Genomic DNA, 19,901 nt, shown 5'->3' on the forward strand with positions numbered 1-19,901 from the left:
CCCCGCCGCCGTATGCGTGGGTGGTGCGGGGCGCGGGTGTCGCCGGGTGCCGCCGGGTGTCCCCGGAAGTGCGGGTCGTCAGCTCCAGACGGCGACGAAGTAGCCGACGCCGTAGGGCGCTTCGTCGTAGGTCAGGCGGGCGCCCAGGCCGGCGCCGTCGGCGGCGCCGGCCATGACCTGCCAGGCGGCGCGGCCGGCGACCCACAGTTCTTCGGACAGGTCGGGGTCGAGCCCGGCCAAGGCGAGGGGGTCGGCGTCGGCGAGGGCGCGGGCGACGGCCGCGTCGTAGGGCTCGGCGCGCGGGTCGAGGTAGCCGGGGGCCTTCTCGGTGCGGCAGGCGGAGCCGTCGCCCATGACGAGCAGGGCGGTGCGGGTTTCGCCGCGGACGAGGTCGGCGCCGGCGGCGAGGCAGTCGGCGGCGTCCGCGTCGGCGGCGACGGCGAGGCCGGAGACCGGGACGGCGACGGGGGTGCGGGCGAGCAGCCACGCGGCGACGGTGAGGGACAGCGGCAGGTCGGGGGCTTCGCCGGCGCCGAGGCGGACCGTCACGTCGACGCCGAACGGCGCGAACGATCCGGTGCCGCCGTGCGGCAGGTCGGCGGACTCCGGTGCGCTGCCCACGACGACGATCCGGTCGGGGCGGGCGGCGGCCAGCGACGCGACGGCGTCGTCGCACGCCGCGCGCAGGGCGTCCAGCTCCGGCGCGGCGCCGGCGGCGAGTTCGGGGACGAGCAACGGCGGATGAGGGCACACGGCGGCAGCAACGAGCACGGGCATGACACTACCGTCCGTGTTCTCATGGGCATCATGGCGAAGCTCACGATCATCAGGCACGGCGAGACCGAGTGGAGCCGCTCGGGCCGGCATACCGGGCGTACCGACGTTCCGCTGACTCCGGCGGGCGAGGAGCAGGCGCGGGCGGCGGGCAAGCTGGTCGCGGGGCGCACGTTCGGGATGGTGCTGACCAGTCCGCTGGGGCGGGCGCGGGAGACGGCGGTGCTGGCGGGGCTGCCCGGGGCACAGGACGAGCCGGACTTGATGGAGTGGGACTACGGCGGCTACGAGGGGCGCCGCACGGACGAGATCCGTGCGTCGGTGCCGGGCTGGCTGGTGTGGAAGGACCCGATCGTGCCGGGCGATGCGGCGCACCCGGGCGAGCAGGTCGGGGATGTGGGGGTGCGGGTCGACCGGGTGCTGGACCGGGTGCGGCCGGTGCTGGCGGCGGGCGAGGACGTGGTGCTGGTCGCGCACGGGCACGTGCTGCGGATTCTGACCGCCCGGTGGCTGGGGCTGCCGCCGGTCGACGGGCGCATGTTCGCGCTGGCCACGGCGGGGGTGTCGACGTTGGGCCACGAGCGCGAGGTGCCGGTGATCCTCGGCTGGAACCTGGGCGGCTGACCGGCGGCCGGCGCCTGCCCGCGAAAACCTGCGACGCCCCCGCCGGTCACGGCGGGGGCGTCGTACGCGTGTGCGGGGTCAGTCCGCGCAGCAGGCGCCGGTCGCGGGCTGCGGCTCGACGGCCGGAGCGCCGATCTTCGGCATACCGAGGAGGACGCCGGGAGCGGGCGCCGCGGCCTCGCCGGTGCGCTTGGCCCAGGCGTCGCCCGCGCGGGTGCGGCGCACCGCGCGGGGTGTGCCTTCGGCGAGCAGGTGGTGCGGGGCGGCGTAGGTGACCTCGACGGTGACCACGTCGCCGGGGCGGACGTCTTCGGCCGGGCGGTCGAAGTGCACGAGACGGTTGTCGGGGGCGCGGCCGGAGAGGCGGGCGGTGGCCTCGTCCTTGCGGCCTTCGCCTTCCGCGACGAGGACGTCGAGGGTGCGGCCGACCTGGCGCTTGTTCTCGTCCCAGGAGATCTCGTCCTGGAGGGCGACCAGGCGCTCGTAGCGTTCCTGGACGACGGCCTTGGGGATCTGGCCGTCCATGGTCGCGGCGGGGGTGCCGGGGCGCTTGGAGTACTGGAAGGTGAACGCGTTCGCGAAGCGGGCTTCGCGGACGACGTGCAGGGTCTGCTCGAAGTCGGCGTCGGTCTCGCCGGGGAAGCCGACGATGATGTCGGTGGAGATCGCCGCGTCGGGCATGGCGGCCCGGACGCGGTCGATGATGCCGAGGTATCGGTCCTGCCGGTACGAGCGGCGCATGGTGCGCAGCACGTCGTCGGAGCCGGACTGCAGCGGCATGTGGAGCTGGTGCATCACGTTGGGCGTCTCGGCCATGGCGGCGATGACGTCGTCGGTGAAGTCGCGCGGGTGGGGCGAGGTGAAGCGGACGCGTTCGAGGCCGTCGATCTCGCCGCAGGCGCGCAGCAGCTTGGAGAACGCTTCGCGGTCGCCCATGTCGGAGCCGTAGGCGTTGACGTTCTGGCCGAGCAGGGTGACTTCGATCACGCCTTCGGCGACGAGGGCCTCGATCTCGGCGAGGACGTCGCCGGGGCGGCGGTCCTTCTCCTTGCCGCGGAGCGCGGGCACGATGCAGAACGTGCAGGTGTTGTTGCAGCCGACGGAGATGGACACCCACGCGGCGTACGCGGACTCCCGGCGGGTCGGCAGGGTCGACGGGAACACGTCGAGGGATTCCAGGATTTCGACCTGGGCTTCCTCCTGGACGCGGGCGCGTTCGAGGAGCGCGGGCAGGGAGCCGATGTTGTGGGTGCCGAAGACGACGTCGACCCACGGCGCTTTCGCGACGATGGTGTCGCGGTCTTTCTGCGCCAGGCAGCCTCCGACGGCGATCTGCATGCCGGGGCGCTTGGCTTTCCTGGGCGCCAGGTGGCCGAGATTGCCGTAGAGCCGGTTGTCGGCGTTCTCCCGCACCGCGCAGGTGTTGAAGACGACGACGTCGGCGTCCTCGCCCGCGGACGCGCGGACGTAGCCCGCGTCCTCGAGAAGGCCGGACAGCCGCTCGGAGTCGTGGACGTTCATCTGGCACCCGTAGGTGCGCACCTCGTAGGATCGCGCGCTCATATCGAGAAGCAAGGTTACGCGGTCCCGCGGGGCCGCGGGGACGTCGGTGGCCCCTGATCCGGGGCGGGATGACGGCGGGAGGCGGCATGCGGCAACTGCCCGGGATGCGGCATGCGCTGCGGTATCTGCCGGAGCGGGTACGGCGGCGCGCGGAGGCCGGAACGCGGCGGCGGTCGCGGACGATGGCGGCCGCGGTGGCGGCGCTCGCGCTCGTGTTGCTGGCCGGCGGCCTGTGGATCAACGCCGACGACGCCCCGAAGTACCGCGGCGGCCCGGTGTCGATAGCGACCGGCGTGCCGACGGGGGTCTACCACCGGTACGGGCAGCTCCTCGCGCCGCGGCTGCGGAACAACCTGCAGGAGCGGGTGACGATCGACGCGACCGGCGGTTCGGTGGAGAACCTGGAGCGGGTGCTCGACGGCCGCGACACGTTGGGGATCGCCACGGCGGACTCGGTGGCGAACCTGGCCGCGGAGCAGCGGTCGGGGCTGCGCGCGGTGGCGCGGTTGTACGACGACTACGTGCAGCTGGTGGTGCGCCGCAATTCGCCGGTGCAGAAGCTGGAGGACCTGCGCGGCCTGCGGGTCGTGATCGGGCCGCCGGGTTCGGGGGTGGAGCTGATCGCGCGGCGGATTCTGGCGACCGTGGGCATGGATCCGGAGCGGGATCTGGCGCCGGTGCGGGCGGGGATCGGGGATGCCGCGGCGCAGCTGCGGGACGGGCAGGTGGACGCGTTCTTCTGGTCGGGCGGGCTGCCGACGGGGGCGGTGTCGGAGCTGACGTCGGCGACGGAGATCCGGTTCGTGCCGCTCGGGGACACCGCGAAGCGGCTGCGCGAGCAGTTCGGCCAGGTGTACCGGGAGGCGGTGATTCCGGCGGACGCCTACGCGGGTGGGCGGGAGGTGCCGACGGTGGCGGTGCCGAACCTCCTGGTGACGCGGGCCGACGCGGACACCGGGCTGATCCGCCGCGTGACGGGTGTGGTCATGGGGAACCGGGAGGCCATCGGGTCGGAAGTGCATGCCGCGCAGCTCGTCGATCCGAGGACGGCCGTGTTCACGGATCCCCCCCTGATGCTGCACGAGGGTGCCCGCCTCTGGTACAGATCAGCCAAGCCGTGAGATCTGCGGTCCCACGAGGCGGACGCGGCGGGTGCGGCCGCCGGGTGAATCGCTAAACCGTGATGCCCCGGACGTCGCGCGGGAGTGGGGAAATGCAAGATGCTGGGGGGTCAAGTCGACAGGTGGATGGGCGTCCATAAACTCTGAGCCCCTGTCAGAAGCACCTGGAGCACCTGGGAGGAGGGCGTGACCGCCGTGTCCGAAGGCGATGTCGGCCGTGTGCTGAACCAGCGGTACCGCCTGAGCAGGAGCCTGGGGCGGGGCGGCATGGGCGAGGTGTGGCTCGCCGTGGACACCGCGCTGGGGCGCGAGGTCGCCGTGAAGGAACTGCTGCTGCCCGCGTCGCTGGACGAGGCGGCGCAGCGGTCGTGGCTGGAGCGCAGCAAGCGCGAGGCGAGCGCGGCGGCGCGGATCCGGCACGAGAACGTGGTGACCGTCCACGACGTGTTCGAGGAGGACGGCCGCCCGTGGATCGTCATGGAGCTGGTGATCTCGCGGTCGCTGGCCGAGGTGATCCGCGGTGAGGGGCGCCTGGAGTACGCGGAGGCGTCCCGGATCGGCCTGGGGGTGCTGCGCGCGCTGCGGGCCGCGCACGCGAAGGGCGTGCTGCACCGCGATGTGAAGCCGGCCAACGTGCTGCTCGGCCTGGACGGCCGGGTGGTGCTGACGGACTTCGGCATCGCGACGTTCGTGGACGCGCCGCAGGTCACGCATGTCGGCGAGCTGCTGGGCACGCCGGGCTACCTGGCGCCGGAGCGCGCCGAGCGGTTCGCGGGCGGCCCGGCCGCGGCGGACCCGTCGTCCGACGCGGACAAGCGGACCGGGCGGTCCGGGCGCGCCGATGCGGACGAGGCGGGCGAGGCAGACGAGGTCGGCGGCGGGGCGCCGACGGCCGCGGTGCGGCGTTCGGAGACGCTCGGGATGAGCGGCGGCGTCGTGCTGGATCCGGCGTCGGACCTGTGGTCGCTGGGCGCGACGATGTACGAGATGGTCGAGGGCCGTCCCCCGTTCAGCCGGTCGTCGCCGGTGGAGGTGGTCGAGGCGGTCGTGCACCACGCGCCCCCGGCGATGCGGCATGCGGGCCCGCTGGAGCCTGTCGTGCTGGGGCTGCTGCGCAAGGACCCGGCGGCGCGCCTGGATGCCAAGGAGACCGAGGAACTGCTGACCGCGGTCATACAGGACGCGTTGGCGCCGACGTGGGGCGGCGAGGCGCTGCCCGGGCCGCGTCCCGCGGGCGGCGACACGGGTGCGCTGCGGGCCGGTCTCGGCTCGGGCCACACCGCGACGCACCGCGCGGCGCCCCGGCCCGCCCCCGCCCCGGGGCCGCCGCAGGGCCAGCCCGTGGACCCGACGTGGGCCGACGAGGCGCCCGCCGATGACAGCGGCCGGGGTGACGGGCAGGACGGCGGCGGCGGCAGTGGGCGCAGCGGGCAGAGCGCCGCCGGGAGCGGCGGGAGCGGTGCCGAGGGCGGGGGGAAGGCCCGCGGCCGGTCGCGGAAGCGGCGGCGGGCCATGGTGCTGATCCCGGCGTTCGTCGCGCTCGCGGCGATCGCGGTGTCAGTCGCGCTGGTGAGGATGGACACCGGTGGGAAGAAGGGCGATCCGCTGGCGGACCTGCGGGAGAAGTCGCCGACGTACCAGGCGATGATGCAGCGCGGCTACATGATCGTCGGGGTTAAGCCGGACCAGCCGGGGCTGAGCCAGAAGGGCCCGGACGGCCAGTACACGGGCTTCGACGACGAGATCGCCCGGATGGTCGCGGCGGACCTCGGGTTCACCGGCAAGATCCACTTCGTGGACGTGGAGACCCAGGGGCGCGAGTACCGGATAGCGTCCGGGCAGGTCGACCTGGTGGTGGCGAGCTACACGATCAACCCGGACCGGTTGCAGCGGGTGTCGTTCGCGGGCCCGTACTACGTGGCGGGCCAGGACTTCCTGGTGCGGCGCGACGACCAGGGCGCGGTGCGCCCGGAGGACCTGGCGGACAGCCGGGTGTGCGTGGTGCGCGAGTCGACGTCGGCGGCGCGGGTCCGGCAGAAGTTCCCGACGATGCAGGTCGAGGAGCGCGGCAAGTACTCCGAGTGCGTGGACGAGCTACTCAAGGGCAACGTGCGCGGGGTGAGCACGGACGACACGATCCTCACCGGGTTCGTCGCGCAGCACCCCGCGGATCTGCGGGTGCTGGGCAGCCCGTTCTCCGACGAGCCGTACGGCATCGGGGTCAGCCGCGGCGACGTGACGCTCGCGGGGGCGGTGTGCAACGCCCTGAACCGGCATATCGCCAACGGCGACTGGCGGCGCGCGTACGACGCGACGCTCGGGTCGCTGGGCCTGCTGACGCCGCGCCCGCCCAAGTGCGAGGTCCACACGGACTCCTGACCCGGCGGTCTCCTCGGAGACCGCGGCGGGTCAGCCCGCCCGGTCGACGGTGGCGGTGACGACCAGTCCCCCGCCGTCGCGGGCGGCGAAGTCGAGGGTGCCGCCGCCGGCCCGCAGCAGGGTGCGGGCGATGGACAGGCCGAGGCCGGATCCGTCGACGTTCTGGTGGTGTGCGCCGCGCCAGAAGCGGTCGCCGACCCGGCGGAGCTCGTCGGCGTCCAGGCCGGGGCCGCGGTCCGCGACGCGGATCTCCAGGCGGCCTCCGACGGACGCGACGGCGACCGTGACCTCGGCACCGTCCGGGCTGAATTTGAGCGCGTTGTCGAGGATCGCGTCGAGGGCGCTGCCGAGTGCGATCGGGTCGACGTGGCCGGTGAGCGCGCGCGGGCCTTGCTGGTCGAAGTGCTGGTCGCGGCGGCGGGCCACGGGCTCCCACGCGTCGAGGCGTTCGCGGACCAGCGCGGCGACGTCGAGTGGCACGAGGTCGACGCCGGTGTTGGCGGCGTTCTCGGCGAGCGCGAGCTGGAGGAGTTCGTCGAGGACGTGGGTGAGGCGGCGGCCTTCGTCACGGACTCCGTCGAGGGTGTCGAGGTGTTCGGCGGGCAGCGACAGGCCGAGTTCTTCGATGCGCAGCAGGAGCGCGGACAGCGGGTTGCGCAGTTGGTGGGAGGCGTCGGCGGCGAACGCCCGCTGCTGTTCGACGACGGTCTCGACGTTGTCCGCCATTTCGTTGAACGCCTTGGCCAGCCGCCGGAGTTCGGGAGGGCCCTGGGCGGCGGCGACGCGGGCGCCGAGGCGGCCCGTGGCGATCTCGTGGGTGGCCTTGTCGAGGACCTGGACGGGTTTGAGGATGGAGCCGGTGAGCCGGTTGGCGGCCAGCAGCGCGGCGAGCAGCGCGATGGCTTCGCCGGCGCCGAGGAACAACCACGTGTCGGTGATGCGGCCGCGCATCTTGTCGGTCGGCGAGTCGGTGAACGCGACGGCGACGACGTCGCCGCGGTGGATGACCGGGACGGCGACGACCATGCGCCGGTCCTGCCACGGCCAGATCTGGCCGGGGTCGTCGCTGCGGTGTCCGGCGCGGGCGGCGGCGAACGCGGCGCGGGCCCGGGGGTCGTCGGGCAGCACGTAGTCGGCGCGGGACGCCACGATGCGGTTGCCGGCCCGGTCGAAGATGGCCGCGCGGATGCCGTAGACGTCGTCGTACTGGGTCAGTTCGGCCTGCAGCGCGCCCATTTCGATGCCGCCGCGGTCGGTGCCGATGCCGCCGGTGGCCTCCGGCGCGGTGACGGCCTTGTCGTCGGCGACCATCGTGGTCTGGTAGTCGGCGGCGAACCGGGCGGTGTCGTCGATGCGGTCGCGGGCGACGTGCTGCTGGGTGCCCGCGGCGCGGGAAATCGCCAGGGGGATGCCCAGGGCGAGCAGGACGGCGGCCATGAGCGCCAGGAGCAGCGCGACGAGTCGGGTACGCACGAGCGGACCCGGCTACGGGGTGTCGGATACTCGGGCGGGCATTCCCGGGGACACGTGTGCGGGCACTCCGGCGGACACCGCGGCCGCGGTGTCGGGCACGATCCGGTAGCCGACGCCGCGGACCGTCTCGACGAGCCGCGGGTTCCCGAGTTTGGCGCGCAGCGACGCCACGTGCACTTCCAGGGTGCGGCCGCTGCCGGCCCAGCTCGTCTGCCAGACCTCGCTCATGATCTGCTCGCGGCGGAAGACCACGCCCGGGCGCTGGGCGAGCAGCGCCAGCAGGTCGAATTCCTTGCGGGTGAGCACCACCTCGGTGCCGGCCACGGTGACCCGGCGGGCCGCGGGGTCGACGACCAGGGTGTCGGGCGCGTCGTCGGGGGCTGCCGCGGGGGCCGGGAGGACCGCGGGGGTGGCGGCGTCCGGGCGGGGCTCGGGGCGGGCGCGGCGGCTGACGGCGTGGATGCGGGCGAGCAGCTCGGCGATGTCGTACGGCTTGGTCACGTAGTCGTCGGCGCCGAGATTGAGGCCGTGCACGCGGGACCGGACGTCGGCGCGTGCGGTGACCATGATCACCGGCACGGCGCTGAGGCGGCGTATTCGCGCGCACACCTCGAAGCCGTCGTGGTCGGGCAGGTTGAGGTCGAGGAGCACCACGTCGACGTCGCCGGTGAGCGCGTCGAGGGCTTCCTCGCCGGTACACACGTGCCGCACGTCGATGCCGTGCCGGCCCAGCACGGCGCGCAGGGGCCGGGCGATCCGCAGGTCGTCCTCGACCATCAGCAGCCGCATCGCGGTCCTCCTCTCGTCGGGTTCGGTGGTTCGGCTCAGCGCCCGGGCGGGGTCATCAAAGCAGACGATCAGGGTTATGCCCAGCCCCTCCCGGACCCGGCGCGCACGGTTGCCGCGCCTTGCGGACTGTCTTCCCGCGGGCGCGCGCCCGCGACCCTCCGTTATCTCCTCTTGACCTCAGGTGAAGCTCAAATCCGGGTCCGCGGCGGGGCCTTGGCCGCTTTCATGGCGGCACCACCCGATCCGGAGGAGCCGCCACCGTGACCGAAGCCATGGACCAGACGCCCTCCCTGGACAAGACCGCCGCCGGGGAGTCCGGCGGTGCAGCGGCGCCGCTGGTCGTCCTGTCGAAGGTCAACAAGCACTTCGGCGCGCTGCACGTGCTCCAGGACATCGACCTGACGATCCACGAGGGCGAGGTCGTCGTCGTCATCGGCCCGTCCGGGTCGGGCAAGTCGACGCTGTGCCGGACGATCAACCGGCTGGAGCCCATCGACGCGGGGTCGATCACCATCGACGGCCGCGACCTGCCGCAGGAGGGCCGCGAGCTGGCCCGGCTGCGGTCCGAGGTCGGCATGGTCTTCCAGTCGTTCAACCTGTTCGCGCACAAGACGGTGCTGCAGAACGTGATGATCGGCCCGGTGAAGGTGCGCGGCGAGAAGCGCGAGGCCGCCGCCGAACGGGCCCGCGCCCTGCTCGACCGGGTCGGCGTCGGCACCCAGGCCGACAAGTACCCGGCGCAGTTGTCCGGCGGCCAGCAGCAGCGCGTGGCGATCGCGCGGGCGCTGGCGATGCGGCCGAAGGTCATGCTCTTCGACGAGCCGACCTCGGCCCTCGACCCGGAGATGATCAACGAGGTCCTCGAGGTGATGCGTTCGCTCGCCGCCGAGGGCATGACGATGGTCGTGGTCACCCACGAGATGGGGTTCGCGCGGTCCGCGGCGAACCGGGTGATCTTCATGGCGGACGGCCGGATCGTCGAGGAGAACACGCCCGACGAGTTCTTCGGCAACCCGCGCAGCGACCGCGCCCGCGACTTCCTGTCGAAGATCCTGCACCACTGATCCGGCGGCGGTCGGCACCACGATCGGCCGCCGGTCCGGCCCGCCCCGGCCCGCCCCGGCCCACCCACGAGCCCCTGCAGCATCCCGTGCGACCCGAGGAGTGAGGGACATGACCCTGCGCAAGACCATAGCCGTCGTCGGCTTCTCCACCCTGGCCCTGCTCGCCACCGCCTGCGGCAAGGACGGCACGCCGGACTCCGACAAGGGAGGTTCGGCCGCGCCGCAGCAGTCGGCGAACACCAGCGTCGACCTGTCCGCGTCGTCGCCGACCTGGAAGAAGGCGAAGGACCGCGGCTACCTGGTGGTCGGCGCGAAGGAAGACCAGCCGTTCCTGGGCTACATGGACCCGGCCACCAAGGAGCGGTCCGGCTTCGACATCGAGATCGCCCGGCTGGTCTCCGCGGAACTCGGCCTGGACCCGAAGAAGATCGAGTTCAAGACCATCGCGTCGGTGAACCGCGAGACCGCGCTGCAGAAGGGCGACGTCGACATCTACGTCGGCACCTACAGCATCACCGACAAGCGCAAGGAGTCGGTCGACTTCGCCGGCCCGTACTACATCTCGGGCCAGAGCCTGCTGGTGCAGAAGAACAACACCGCGATCACCGGCAAGGACACGATCAAGGGCAAGAAGGTCTGCTCGGCGAAGGGTTCGACGCCGATCCAGAAGATCAAGACCGAGTTCCCCGAGACCACCCCGATCGAGTACGACAACTACTCGCTGTGCGTCGACAACCTGCTGAGCGGCCAGGTCGACGCGGTCACCACCGACGAGGCGATCCTCAAGGGCTACGCGGCCAAGGACCCGGAGCATCTGAAGGTCGTCGGCGACAACTTCTCCACCGAGAAGTACGGCATCGGCCTGCCCAAGGGCGACGCCGGGCTGCGCAACAAGGTCGACGACATCCTGACCGCCAAGATGGCCGACGGGACCTGGAAGTCGATCTACGACGCGACGCTCGGCAAGTCCGGAAGCCCGGCGCCGAACCCGCCCGCGGTCGAGCGCTACTGATCCGGAGCCTCGGCTGCCGCGGTGGCCGCCGGCCCGTCACGCACCGGGCCGGCGGCCGCACCGGCCGACCCCTTCCCGCTCCGCCCTTCTCGCCCGACCGTCCCGACTGCCCCCTGTCCGCTCCAGGCCAGCGAGGATCACCGTGAACATATGCCCCGACTGCCTTGACCGCCTCGGACGTTCCGACGCCGCCCGGTTCGCGGGCCCGCACGCGGCGGGCCGGAAGGCGGGTGCGCCGTGAACGTGCTCTCGGACAACTGGGACCTCATCCGCGACGGCTTCTTCACCACACTGGAACTGACGGTGCTGTGCGGCCTGGTGGCGCTGGTCGGCGGGACGCTGCTGGCGGCCTGCCGGGTCTCGCCGGTGCCGCCGCTGCGCTGGTTCGGCACCGCGTACGTCAACGTCGTCCGCAACACGCCGCTGACGCTGATCATGCTGGTCGTCGGCCTCGGATTCCCCAAGCTGAACATCCACTTCAGCTTCATCACGTTCGCGGTGATCGCGGTCGGCGGCTACACCGCCGCGTTCATCTGCGAGGCCGTGCGGTCCGGCATCAACACGGTGCCGATCGGGCAGGCCGAAGCGGCCCGCAGTCTGGGCATGTCGTTCACGCAGGTCCTGACGCTGGTCGTGCTGCCGCAGGCGCTGCGCGCGGTGGTGCCGCCGATCGGGTCGCTGCTGATCGCGATGGTCCGCAACTCGGCGATCGCAAGCGCGTTCAACGTCCACGACCTGTTCGGCACGAGCGCCGAGATGGTGGAGAACGGCGAGAACGTGCTGCTGATCTTCCTGTGGATCGCGATCGGCTACCTGCTCATCACCCTGACCATGAGCGCGCTGTTCGCCGCGCTGGAGAAGAAGCTGGCGGTGGCCCGATGACGCAGAAAGCCACCGTGCTGTTCGACGCACCCGGGCCGCGGGCCAAAACCCGCAACGCGATCGTCGGCGCCATCGGCGTCGCCGTACTGGCCGGCGCGTTCGCGTGGGTCCTCTACCGGTTCGACCAGACCGGGCAGTTCGACGCCAAGAAGTGGGATCCCTTCCAGTACTCGGGCATCCAGCAGCTCATCTTCGACGGCCTCAAGTCCACGCTGAAGGCCTTCGCGTTGGCCGTGGTGTTCTCGCTGATCCTCGGCGCGCTCCTGGCCGCGGGCCGGCTGTCGGACCACCGCCCGGTGCGGTGGGCGGCGACCGCGTTCGTCACCTTCTTCCGCGCGATGCCGCTGCTGATCCTCATCTACTTCCTGTACGTCGCCCCGGCCAAGCTGTCCGGCTGGCCGAGCTGGCTGCACTGGATGAACGACCCGCTGTGGCCGCTCGTCATCGGCCTGACGCTCTACAACGGCACCGTGCAGGCGGAGACCATGCGCGCAGGCATCCTGGCCCTGCCGCGCGGCCAGAGCGAGGCGGCGTACGCACTGGGCATGCGCAAGTCGCAGGTCATGATGACGATCCTGGTGCCGCAGGGCATCCGCGCGATGCTGCCGACCATCATCAGCCAGATGGTCGTGACGCTGAAGGACACGTCGCTCGGCTTCATCATCACCTACCCCGAACTCCTCTACACCGCCCGCCAGATCGGTGCCGTGCAGGACTACGGCCTGCCGATCATCCCGGCGGCGATCGTGATCGGGACGATCTACATCCTGCTCTGCATCGCGCTGTCCGTGTTCGCGGTGTGGCTGGAGAAGTTCCTCGGCAAGAGCCGCCAAGGCCGCCCCGCGAAGATCGAGACGCTGCCCGGCGAGTCCCTTGCCGCGGCGGCCGTGGTGAGCGGCGACCGCTGACGCCGAGCCCCCTCGCCCCCAAGTTCCGACGCCCCGCGGTGCCACCCCGCCGCGGGGCGTTGCCCCGTCCGGTCCCGCACCCTCGTCCGGATGCCCGATGATGGGCACCCGGACGAGCACGCACGGACCGAAAAAACGGGGGAAGCGGCGGCATGCGCTTGGGAAGGACGGTCGCGGCGGCGGGTGCGCTGTGCGCGATGCTGCTGGCGGCCGGTTGCGGAACCGAAGACGGCGGCGGCACGACGGGCAAGGCGGGCGCGACGAAAGGCCCTTCCGGTGCGGCCACGCCGCCATCGGCACCTCCGCAGATCGCGCCGTACCAGGCCCGGCCGGGCGTGGACCTGTCCGCGTCGCCGACCTGGGCGAAGGCCCGTGATCGCGGCCATCTGATCGTCGGTGCGAAGGACGACCAGCCGTTCCTCGGCTACGAGGACCCGGCCACCCTGCGCCGGTCCGGCTTCGACATCGAGATCGCCCGCATGGTGTCGGCGGAACTCGGGCTCGAACCGGAGGCCGTCGAGTTCCGCACGATCGCGTCGGGCAGCCGGGAGGCGGCGATAGCGAACGGCGACGTCGACATGTACGTCGGCACCTACAGCATCACCGACAAGCGCAAGGAGACGGTCGACTTCGCCGGCCCGTACTACGTCTCCGGGCAGAGCCTGCTGGTGCGCAAGCAGGAAGCCGCGATCACCGGCAAGGACACCATCCGGGGCAAGAAAGTGTGCGCGGTGAAGGGTTCCACGGCGCTGCTCAAGCTCCAGACCGATTTCCCCGAGACACAGGCGCTGTTCTACGACAGCTACAGCACCTGCGTGGAGCACCTGCTGACCGGCGGCGTCGACGCGGTGTCCACGGACGAGGCGATCCTCAAGGGCTACGCGGCCAAGGACCCCGGGCATCTGAAGATCGTCGGGCAGCCGTTCACCACCGAGAACTACGGTATCGGCCTGCCGAAGGACGACCGGGTGCTGCGGAACGCGGTCGACGACGCGCTGGAGGCACGCGAACGCGACGGCACATGGCGCCGCGCCTACGACGCCACGCTCGGCCTGTCCGGCGAACCGGCCCCGGCAGTCCCGGCCGTGCGCCGCGATTGACCCGCCCGGCGGATCCGGCGCGGCGACCCGACGGAGTGGATTTCCGACCCGGCGCCGCGCCCCTGCCCGCGGCTCCGCGGAAGCCCGTTCCGGGCGCGAACTCCCGTGCCACCGTGCGCCCCTCCCCCGCGCCGCTGCCCCCGGCCACGCGGGTGCGCGCCCCCCGTGATTCCGACAGGGCGCGAGGCGCTGTCACGCCCGCGCGCCTCCGTGCCGGATGATTGCTCTCGGAACACGAACCCCGGGAGGCTCTCCATGCCAGGCACGGCCGGCTCCCACCCGCACCGGGACTCGGTGATCGTCGTCGGCGCCGGGCCGGCCGGTCTCGCCTGCGCGCTGGCGCTCGCCCGGCACGGGGTACGCACGCTGCTGGTCGACGCGGGCGACGGCACCCCACGCGAGGGGTCGCGCTCGTGCGGTCTCGACGCGACGACCTACGCGTTCGCCGCCGGGCTGACCGGCGACCGGCTGGACGGCGCGGCGCAGCCGTGGGCCCCGCTGCGGATCCGCCGCCGCGCGGCCGCGGTGCCTCCGGCCCAGGCCGGCGCGGACGCTCCCGCGGAGCGGTACGGCGTGTCGCAGCAGCTCCTGGAAGCCGCGCTGCTCGCCGCGGTGCGCGCGAACTCGCTGATCACCACGGTGTGGCGGCACAAGGTCGACGCGGTGGACCAGGACGAGGACACCGTCACGCTGACCGCGCGCGGCCCCGGCGGGACGGTCCGCTGGCGGGCCGCGTGGCTGGTGGCCTGCGACGGGCACCGGTCGCCGGTGCGGCGCGCCGCCGGGGTGCGCTTCCCGGGCCGCCCGCGGGTCGACCGGCTGCTGTGCGCGGATGTGAAGGTCGCGCTGCCGCGCGAGCCGTGGGACGAGTCGCCGATGGAGCCGTGGCTGTTCGTCGACCCGCCGTTCCAGCGGGACGCGACGGTGCTGGCGCAGCCGCTGGCGTCGGATGTGTGGCGGCTGACGTGGCAGTTGCCGCTGGCGCACGGTGTGGCGAAGGCCGCGGACGCGACCGCGCTGATCCCGGTGCACGGCGACCCGGGCGATCCGCGGCGGACCGCGGAACGGGTGCGCGCGGTGCTGCGCGCGCTGGAGTCCATGGGGTCGGACGGCGAGGGTCCGGACGGCGCCGCGGCCGAGGATCCGGCGTACGACCTGCTGTGGACCGGCGAGTTCGAGGTGCACCAGCGGCTGGCCCGCCGGTTCCGTGCCGGGCGGGTGCTGCTGGCGGGCGACGCCGCGCACCTGGTGCACCCGAACGTCGCGGACGGCGTGGATCTGGCCCTGCAGGACGTGCGGAACCTGGCCTGGAAGCTGGCGCTGGTGCTGGCCCGGCGGGCCCCGGAGCGGCTGCTGGAGACCTACCACGGGGAGCGTCGGAGTGCGGCGCGGCGCCGATTGGCGTACGGCGAGGACGCGCTGCATTTCCTGAGCCCGCGGGGCACCGCGCAGAAGGTCGGGCGGCGGCTGACGCTGATGGGCGCGCGCAGCAAGGGCACCACGCTGCGGCGCCTGGATCCGCGGGCGCTGTTCGCGGATTCGTCGCCGGAGTACGCGGGTTCGCCGCTGCTGACGCCGGGCCGGGTGCCGGGGATCGGCGCGGTCGCCGACGACGTCGCGGTGGTGCGCGCGGACGGAGCGCGGGCGAAGCTGTCCGACTGCCTCGACCGCGGCCTGGTCGTGCTGCTGGTCGCACCCGGCATAGAGGTCTGGGAAGGCGCCCGGTGGCGCGATGCCGGGGTGATGCCCGTGCTGCGCGCCCGGTTGGCCGAACTTCCGGTGGCCACCGAACTGGTGGTGACGCCCGGCTATCCCGGCGCGGCCGCGCACACACTGCTGCTGGTGCGCCCGGACGGGTACCTCGCGGCGTGGCTGCCGCCGGGTGCCGACGACGATCTGACCGCGGCCGCGCTGCGGGCGATAGGGCGGCGCGCGCCGGAGGAGGCCGCGGCCTGACGGCCGAGTCCCGGGGCGGGCCCGCCCCGGGACATGCGGCTCGGTGTCCGGTTCTGTGTCCGGTTCTGTGTCCGGCCAGTGTCCGGCCCGGTGTACGGCTCGGTTTGTCGCCGGGCGTCCGGCTGCGCGTCCGGCCTGGGTCAGTCGCGGAACTCGGGCAGGACGTGCTTGCCCATCAGTTCGATGGAGCGCATGACCTCCTCGTGCCCGATCTTGTACGGGTTGACCAGGCACAGCAGCAGGTCGCACCCGGCGGCTTCGTAGCGCTTGGCGACCTCGACGCAGTGGTCGGGGTCGCCGACGATCGCCGAGCCGGAGTTCTGCAGGTACGAGAAGTCGAGCCGGTTGAGCGCGCCCGCGCGGCGGTGCTCCAGGGGACCGGCCGCGTAGCTGTACGAGCCCAGTTCCTCCTTCTTCTCCTCCTGCCATTCGGCGACCGAGGCGATGAGTCCGCCGCCGTGCCCGACGTACCAGACGCACGATTCGGCGGCTTCGTCGACGGCCTGCTGCGTCGTCGGCGCGCAGTGCACCATCGTGAAGGTGGCGGCCTGGTCGTTGACGAACTTGCCCGCCGGGTCGGTGCACTCGTCCAAGCCCTGGCGGTAGAGCGCGATGCGGTCGGCGAGTTCCTCCGGCGGCACACCCACGGTGAACGAGCACAGGCCGAGACCGCGGCGGCCTATTTCGCGGTGGCCTTCCGGACTGGAGGTGGCGCCCCACATCGGCGGGTGCGGCTTCTGCAGCGTGCGGGGCAGGACGCGGCGCGGCGCGCCCATCTGCCAGTACTTGCCCTGCGCCTGGTATTCGTCCTCGGTCCAGGCGCCGACGATGTGGTCGAGGGCCTCGTTCCACATCGCGCGGGTCTCCGCCGGGTCGATGTCGAAGCCTTCGAGTTCGGCGCGCGTGGAGCTGCGTCCGGTGCCGAACTCCACGCGGCCGTCCGAGATCAGGTCGAGCACGGCGGCGGACTCGGCGGTCCGGATCGGGTGGTTGTAGGGCTTGGGCAGCAGACGGACGCCGTAGCCGAGGCGGATGTTCTGCGTGCGCGCGGCGATCGCGCCGTACAGGACCTCCGGGTTCGAACAGTGCGAGTACTCCTCGAGGAAGTGGTGCTCGACCGTCCAGAACGAGTGGAAGCCCATCTTGTCGCCGAGGACCGCCTGCTCGATGGTGTTCTTGTAGGCGCGGTGCTCGCTTTCGTCGTCCCACGGACGGGCGACGGGGATCTCGTAGAACAGGGCGAACTTCATCGGTCCTCCGGTACGCGGGCGGGCAACGCGGGGCACGGGCGGGAGCCGAGGGCCAAGCACTCAGCTCGCGAAACCCCGGGTGATGAACTCGGAGACGAACGCCCGGACTTGGTCGGGGTCGTCGGGATCGAACGTGCGGGCGGGCACGGTGACCAGCGAGATGATCACCCGCATGATCCATTCGGTGGCGCGGTCCGGGTCGAGGTCGGGGCGGACCTCGCCGCGGTCCCGGGCCTCGGCGACGAACGGCCGCCAGAACCCGTGCCACGCGGCCAGCACCTGGTCGCTGTGCGCGAGCAGGAGCGTGGCGTCCTCGGATTCGCCGGGGCGGTAGCCGAGGCCGAGCTGGAGTTGCGCGGGACCCAGCGCGTGCACGTGCACGGCCGCTTCGGCGACCTGGCCGGCCAGCGTGTCGCGGCTGCGCACGAGCGGTTCCACGGCCGCCACGGTGAGCGCCGAGATCCGGGTCAGGACGGCGAGCACGAGCGCCTCGCGGTCCGCGAAGTGCAGGTACACGGTGCGGCGGGACACGCCCGCCTGCTGGGCGACGTCGTTCATGGACACCCGGCGGATGCCCCAGCGCCGGATGCAGTCGGTCGCCGCCTCGATGATCCGGTCCCGGGTCTCGGCGGCGCGCGCCGCACCCGGATGTGTCCCCGCGCCGCTACCGCGCGGGTCTTCCGCGGTGCCGCCGCGTGCCGTTTCCACCACGTCGTCCTCCGGTCGTGCCGCTGCGCAACTTCACAACTCTTGTAGAGGTGTGCAGGCGAGAAGTCCAGAGGCATCGGCTGTTGGCCCTGTCAACAGCCGATGGAGTGGCATATAAAGATCCTCACGTTCGACCTGCTCGGACCGTCCTGCCGTCGGGCCGGTCCGGGTCTGCCGATGAGCACTTCCGGCGCAAAACCGTCCGCACCACCGGAGGACCCGCATGCCCGTCGTACCTCAGATCCAGTCGATACTCGACGCCATCGCCGCCGCCCCGAAGCAGCCGGACGGGCTGTCGCTCGAGGAGCGCCGTGCCGCCGCCCACAAGGGCCTGGAGTCGGCGATCCTGGCGTTCGGCGAGGCCGCGCCTGGCGACGTGGCCAAGCGCGACGTGGCGATCACCGTGAAAATCCCCGACAACGGCACGATCCCGGCGCGCGTCTACACGCCGCCGACCCCGGCGCCGCGCGGCGGCCGCCCCGCGCACGTGTACTTCCACGGCGGCGCGTGGTGGCTGGGCACCCTCGACCACTTCGACGCCGAGTGCGCGAACCTCGCCAAGCTGACCGACTGCGTGGTCATCTCCGTCGACTACCGGCTCGCGCCGGAGTTCGCCTACCCGGTGCCGCTCGAGGACGCCGTCGCGGCGTGGGTGTGGGTCCAGGAGCGCGCGTTCAGCCTCGGCGTCAACCCGGACAAGGTGTCCATCGGCGGCGACAGCGCGGGCGGCAACCTGGCCGCGGCGGCGACGCTGGCGCTGCGCGACCGGCGCATCCCGATGCCGGTCGCGCAGGTGCTGGAGGTGCCCGCCCTCGACCTGACGCTCGGTCAGCCGTCCGTGAAGGAGAACGGCACGGGTTACCTGCTGACCGAGGAAGGCATGCGGCAGGCCGTCGAGTTCTACATCGGCAAGCACGGCGATGCGACCGACCCGTACGCGTCCCCGCTGCACGCCGAGTCGCTGCTCGGGCTGCCGCAGGCGCTGGTGATGACCTGCGAGTACGACCCGCTGCGCGACGAGGGCGAGGCGTACGCCAAGCGCCTCGCCGAGGCCGGCGTGCCGGTCGAGGTCAAGCGCTGGGACGGACTGACGCACGGCGCGGGCATGTACACGGCGCTGCTGGAGGACGCGCGGGCGTTCCGGCAGACGATCGTGGACTTCCTGCGGGGCGTGCACAAGATCTGACGGGGGCGGCGCCGCACCTTCCCTTGCGGGGGTGCGGCGCATTTCTGTCTCCGTCTCCCGCTCACTGTTCCCCGCTCCCTGTTCCCTGTTCTCCGTTCCCCGGTCTCCGCCCTCAGCCGAGCGGCGGGGTTTGCGGGACGGCGCCGGAGAGCTGTTCGTCGGGGCGGGCGCGGAGGTAGTCGGCGTACTCCGGGTGCGTGAACGCGAGGAAGCGCTCCTCGCGGATCGCCTCGAGCACGGTCTCGGCGGCGAGCGCCGGTTCGATGCCGCGGCCGGTCGTGTCGCCGAGCGCGGCTTCCAGGAACTCCGCGTCGGGGCTGGACGCGGCGGCCAACGCGGCCGGGCGGTTGCGGCCGGAGCCGGGGAGCTTGGTGTTGACGTTGCCGGGGCACAGCACGGTCGACTTGAGCTTGGAACCCTGCGCGGCGAGGTCGTGGGCGAGGGACTCGGCGGCGGCGTACGACGCGAACTTCGAGATCGTGTACGCCGACGAGTACGCGGGCACGAACAGCCCGGCCGCCGACGACGTGGTCACGATGTGCCCCTCGGTGTCCTGCGCGATCATGCGCGGCACGAACGCCCGGATGCCGTGCACGACACCCCACAGGTTGACCCGCAGCGTCCACTCCAGGTCGGCGGCGGGGCGGCCCCAGATGACACCGCCCGCGAAGACGCCCGCGTTGTTGCACAGCACGTGCACCGCGTCGAACGTGTCGTAGGCGAAGTCGGCGAGGGCGAAGACCTGTTCCTCGTCGCCGACGTCGGTGACCCGGCCGGCCGCCTCGGCGCCGCGGGCCCGCAGCAGGTCGACGGTGCCGTCGAGAGCGTCCTTCTCGACGTCCGCCACCACCACCCGCATGCCCTCGGCCGCGAACCGCAGCGCCAGCGCGCGGCCGATGCCGCTGCCGGCACCGGTGACCACGGCCGTACGCCCGGCAAAATCACGCATGATGCCCTCCCCGTCGGCCATCCCTGATTGGTGGTGCTGGGTTCTGCCGGCCTGCCGGCCTGCTGGTTCTGCTGGGTTCTCCCGGTGGTGCTTGGCGCTTCGCGGTGCCGGGTCGGGCGGCGGGCCGGTGTTCCCCGGGGTGGCCGCGTTTGCCCATACGAAT

General features: G+C 72.6%; 17 protein-coding genes. 10 read left to right on the forward strand and 7 right to left on the reverse strand.

The window, feature by feature from the left end; translation table 11 throughout:
- Positions 1-78 precede the first annotated feature (78 nt).
- Positions 79-771 (reverse strand): class III extradiol dioxygenase subunit B-like domain-containing protein, encoded by a 693-nt coding sequence (locus ACPA54_RS31960; protein WP_423535239.1) that lies wholly within the window; start codon positions 769-771, stop codon positions 79-81.
- Between the two features lie 36 nt (positions 772-807).
- On the opposite strand from ACPA54_RS31960, the gene ACPA54_RS31965 reads away from it, so the two are divergent.
- Complete coding sequence (locus ACPA54_RS31965) at positions 808-1,398, forward strand: histidine phosphatase family protein (protein ID WP_423535006.1); 591 nt, start codon at positions 808-810, stop codon at positions 1,396-1,398.
- A gap of 78 nt (positions 1,399-1,476) precedes the next feature.
- Here ACPA54_RS31965 and miaB read toward each other — a convergent pair whose 3' ends face one another.
- Positions 1,477-2,961, reverse strand: coding sequence for a tRNA (N6-isopentenyl adenosine(37)-C2)-methylthiotransferase MiaB (miaB, locus tag ACPA54_RS31970; protein WP_423535007.1), 1,485 nt, complete (start codon positions 2,959-2,961; stop codon positions 1,477-1,479).
- Between the two features lie 86 nt (positions 2,962-3,047).
- On the opposite strand from miaB, the gene ACPA54_RS31975 reads away from it, so the two are divergent.
- Positions 3,048-4,082 carry a TAXI family TRAP transporter solute-binding subunit gene (locus ACPA54_RS31975; protein WP_423535008.1) on the forward strand — a complete coding sequence of 345 codons (1,035 nt, stop codon included), beginning with the start codon at positions 3,048-3,050 and terminating at the stop codon, positions 4,080-4,082.
- Between the two features lie 186 nt (positions 4,083-4,268).
- Entirely contained in the window at positions 4,269-6,461 is a 2,193-nt protein-coding gene (locus ACPA54_RS31980) for a bifunctional serine/threonine-protein kinase/glutamate ABC transporter substrate-binding protein (RefSeq protein ID WP_423535009.1), read from the forward strand.
- Positions 6,462-6,491: 30 nt separating this feature from the next.
- On the opposite strand, the gene ACPA54_RS31985 is transcribed toward ACPA54_RS31980, so the two are convergent.
- Both ACPA54_RS31985 and ACPA54_RS31990 read right to left on the reverse strand, forming a co-directional pair.
- Positions 6,492-7,934, reverse strand: coding sequence for a sensor histidine kinase (locus ACPA54_RS31985; RefSeq protein WP_423535011.1), 1,443 nt, complete (start codon positions 7,932-7,934; stop codon positions 6,492-6,494).
- Between the two features lie 12 nt (positions 7,935-7,946).
- On the reverse strand, positions 7,947-8,723 hold the full coding sequence (locus ACPA54_RS31990) for a response regulator transcription factor (RefSeq protein WP_423535013.1): 777 nt from the start codon (positions 8,721-8,723) through the stop codon (positions 7,947-7,949).
- Between the two features lie 272 nt (positions 8,724-8,995).
- On the opposite strand from ACPA54_RS31990, the gene ACPA54_RS31995 reads away from it, so the two are divergent.
- The 6 genes from ACPA54_RS31995 (at position 8,996) to ACPA54_RS32020 (ending at position 15,645) form a co-directional block, all read left to right on the forward strand.
- Positions 8,996-9,787, forward strand: a complete 792-nt coding sequence (locus ACPA54_RS31995; protein WP_423535241.1) for an amino acid ABC transporter ATP-binding protein — start codon at positions 8,996-8,998, stop codon at positions 9,785-9,787.
- Between the two features lie 109 nt (positions 9,788-9,896).
- A complete protein-coding gene (locus tag ACPA54_RS32000) occupies positions 9,897-10,799 on the forward strand; it encodes a glutamate ABC transporter substrate-binding protein (RefSeq protein WP_345675441.1) in 903 nt (300 codons plus the stop codon).
- Positions 10,800-11,036: 237 nt separating this feature from the next.
- Positions 11,037-11,681, forward strand: a complete 645-nt coding sequence (locus ACPA54_RS32005) for an amino acid ABC transporter permease (protein WP_423535015.1) — start codon at positions 11,037-11,039, stop codon at positions 11,679-11,681.
- Positions 11,678-12,589 (forward strand): amino acid ABC transporter permease, encoded by a 912-nt coding sequence (locus tag ACPA54_RS32010; RefSeq protein WP_423535016.1) that lies wholly within the window; start codon positions 11,678-11,680, stop codon positions 12,587-12,589. Before ACPA54_RS32005 ends, ACPA54_RS32010 begins: the two co-directional genes overlap by 4 nt.
- A 152-nt stretch (positions 12,590-12,741) precedes the next feature.
- Positions 12,742-13,689: a glutamate ABC transporter substrate-binding protein gene (locus ACPA54_RS32015; protein WP_423535018.1), complete on the forward strand. Its 948-nt coding sequence runs from the start codon at positions 12,742-12,744 to the stop codon at positions 13,687-13,689.
- A 255-nt stretch (positions 13,690-13,944) separates the two neighbouring features.
- Positions 13,945-15,645 (forward strand): FAD-dependent monooxygenase, encoded by a 1,701-nt coding sequence (locus ACPA54_RS32020; RefSeq protein ID WP_423535020.1) that lies wholly within the window; start codon positions 13,945-13,947, stop codon positions 15,643-15,645.
- 140 nt (positions 15,646-15,785) lie between these two features.
- Here ACPA54_RS32020 and ACPA54_RS32025 read toward each other — a convergent pair whose 3' ends face one another.
- Positions 15,786-16,895 carry an LLM class flavin-dependent oxidoreductase gene (locus ACPA54_RS32025; protein ID WP_423535022.1) on the reverse strand — a complete coding sequence of 370 codons (1,110 nt, stop codon included), beginning with the start codon at positions 16,893-16,895 and terminating at the stop codon, positions 15,786-15,788.
- A gap of 60 nt (positions 16,896-16,955) precedes the next feature.
- On the reverse strand, positions 16,956-17,603 hold the full coding sequence (locus tag ACPA54_RS32030; RefSeq protein WP_423535024.1) for a TetR/AcrR family transcriptional regulator: 648 nt from the start codon (positions 17,601-17,603) through the stop codon (positions 16,956-16,958).
- 223 nt (positions 17,604-17,826) lie between these two features.
- On the opposite strand from ACPA54_RS32030, the gene ACPA54_RS32035 reads away from it, so the two are divergent.
- On the forward strand, positions 17,827-18,789 hold the full coding sequence (locus ACPA54_RS32035; protein WP_345675448.1) for an alpha/beta hydrolase: 963 nt from the start codon (positions 17,827-17,829) through the stop codon (positions 18,787-18,789).
- A gap of 112 nt (positions 18,790-18,901) precedes the next feature.
- Here the strand turns inward: ACPA54_RS32035 and ACPA54_RS32040 are convergent, their stop codons facing one another.
- On the reverse strand, positions 18,902-19,738 hold the full coding sequence (locus ACPA54_RS32040) for an SDR family NAD(P)-dependent oxidoreductase (RefSeq protein WP_423535026.1): 837 nt from the start codon (positions 19,736-19,738) through the stop codon (positions 18,902-18,904).
- Between the last annotated feature and the right edge of the window lie 163 nt (positions 19,739-19,901).

Origin of the sequence: Uniformispora flossi (genome assembly GCF_049534875.1) — a bacterium.
Taxonomy (GTDB): domain Bacteria; phylum Actinomycetota; class Actinomycetes; order Streptomycetales; family Streptomycetaceae; genus Yinghuangia; species Yinghuangia aomiensis.

Excerpts from the sequence above, each read along its gene's own strand:
- ACPA54_RS32025 (WP_423535022.1), bottom strand. The coding sequence starts at position 16,895 with ATGAAGTTCGCCCTGTTCTACGAGATCCCCGTCGCCCGTCCGTGGGAC.
- ACPA54_RS31965 (WP_423535006.1), top strand. The coding sequence starts at position 808 with ATGGCGAAGCTCACGATCATCAGGCACGGCGAGACCGAGTGGAGCCGC.
- ACPA54_RS32000 (WP_345675441.1), top strand. The coding sequence starts at position 9,897 with ATGACCCTGCGCAAGACCATAGCCGTCGTCGGCTTCTCCACCCTGGCC.
- miaB (WP_423535007.1), bottom strand. The coding sequence starts at position 2,961 with ATGAGCGCGCGATCCTACGAGGTGCGCACCTACGGGTGCCAGATGAAC.
- ACPA54_RS31995 (WP_423535241.1), top strand. The coding sequence starts at position 8,996 with ATGGACCAGACGCCCTCCCTGGACAAGACCGCCGCCGGGGAGTCCGGC.
- ACPA54_RS32040 (WP_423535026.1), bottom strand. The coding sequence starts at position 19,738 with ATGCGTGATTTTGCCGGGCGTACGGCCGTGGTCACCGGTGCCGGCAGC.
- ACPA54_RS32010 (WP_423535016.1), top strand. The coding sequence starts at position 11,678 with ATGACGCAGAAAGCCACCGTGCTGTTCGACGCACCCGGGCCGCGGGCC.
- ACPA54_RS32035 (WP_345675448.1), top strand. The coding sequence starts at position 17,827 with ATGCCCGTCGTACCTCAGATCCAGTCGATACTCGACGCCATCGCCGCC.
- ACPA54_RS31990 (WP_423535013.1), bottom strand. The coding sequence starts at position 8,723 with ATGCGGCTGCTGATGGTCGAGGACGACCTGCGGATCGCCCGGCCCCTG.
- ACPA54_RS31975 (WP_423535008.1), top strand. The coding sequence starts at position 3,048 with ATGCGGCAACTGCCCGGGATGCGGCATGCGCTGCGGTATCTGCCGGAG.
- ACPA54_RS32015 (WP_423535018.1), top strand. The coding sequence starts at position 12,742 with ATGCGCTTGGGAAGGACGGTCGCGGCGGCGGGTGCGCTGTGCGCGATG.
- ACPA54_RS32020 (WP_423535020.1), top strand. The coding sequence starts at position 13,945 with ATGCCAGGCACGGCCGGCTCCCACCCGCACCGGGACTCGGTGATCGTC.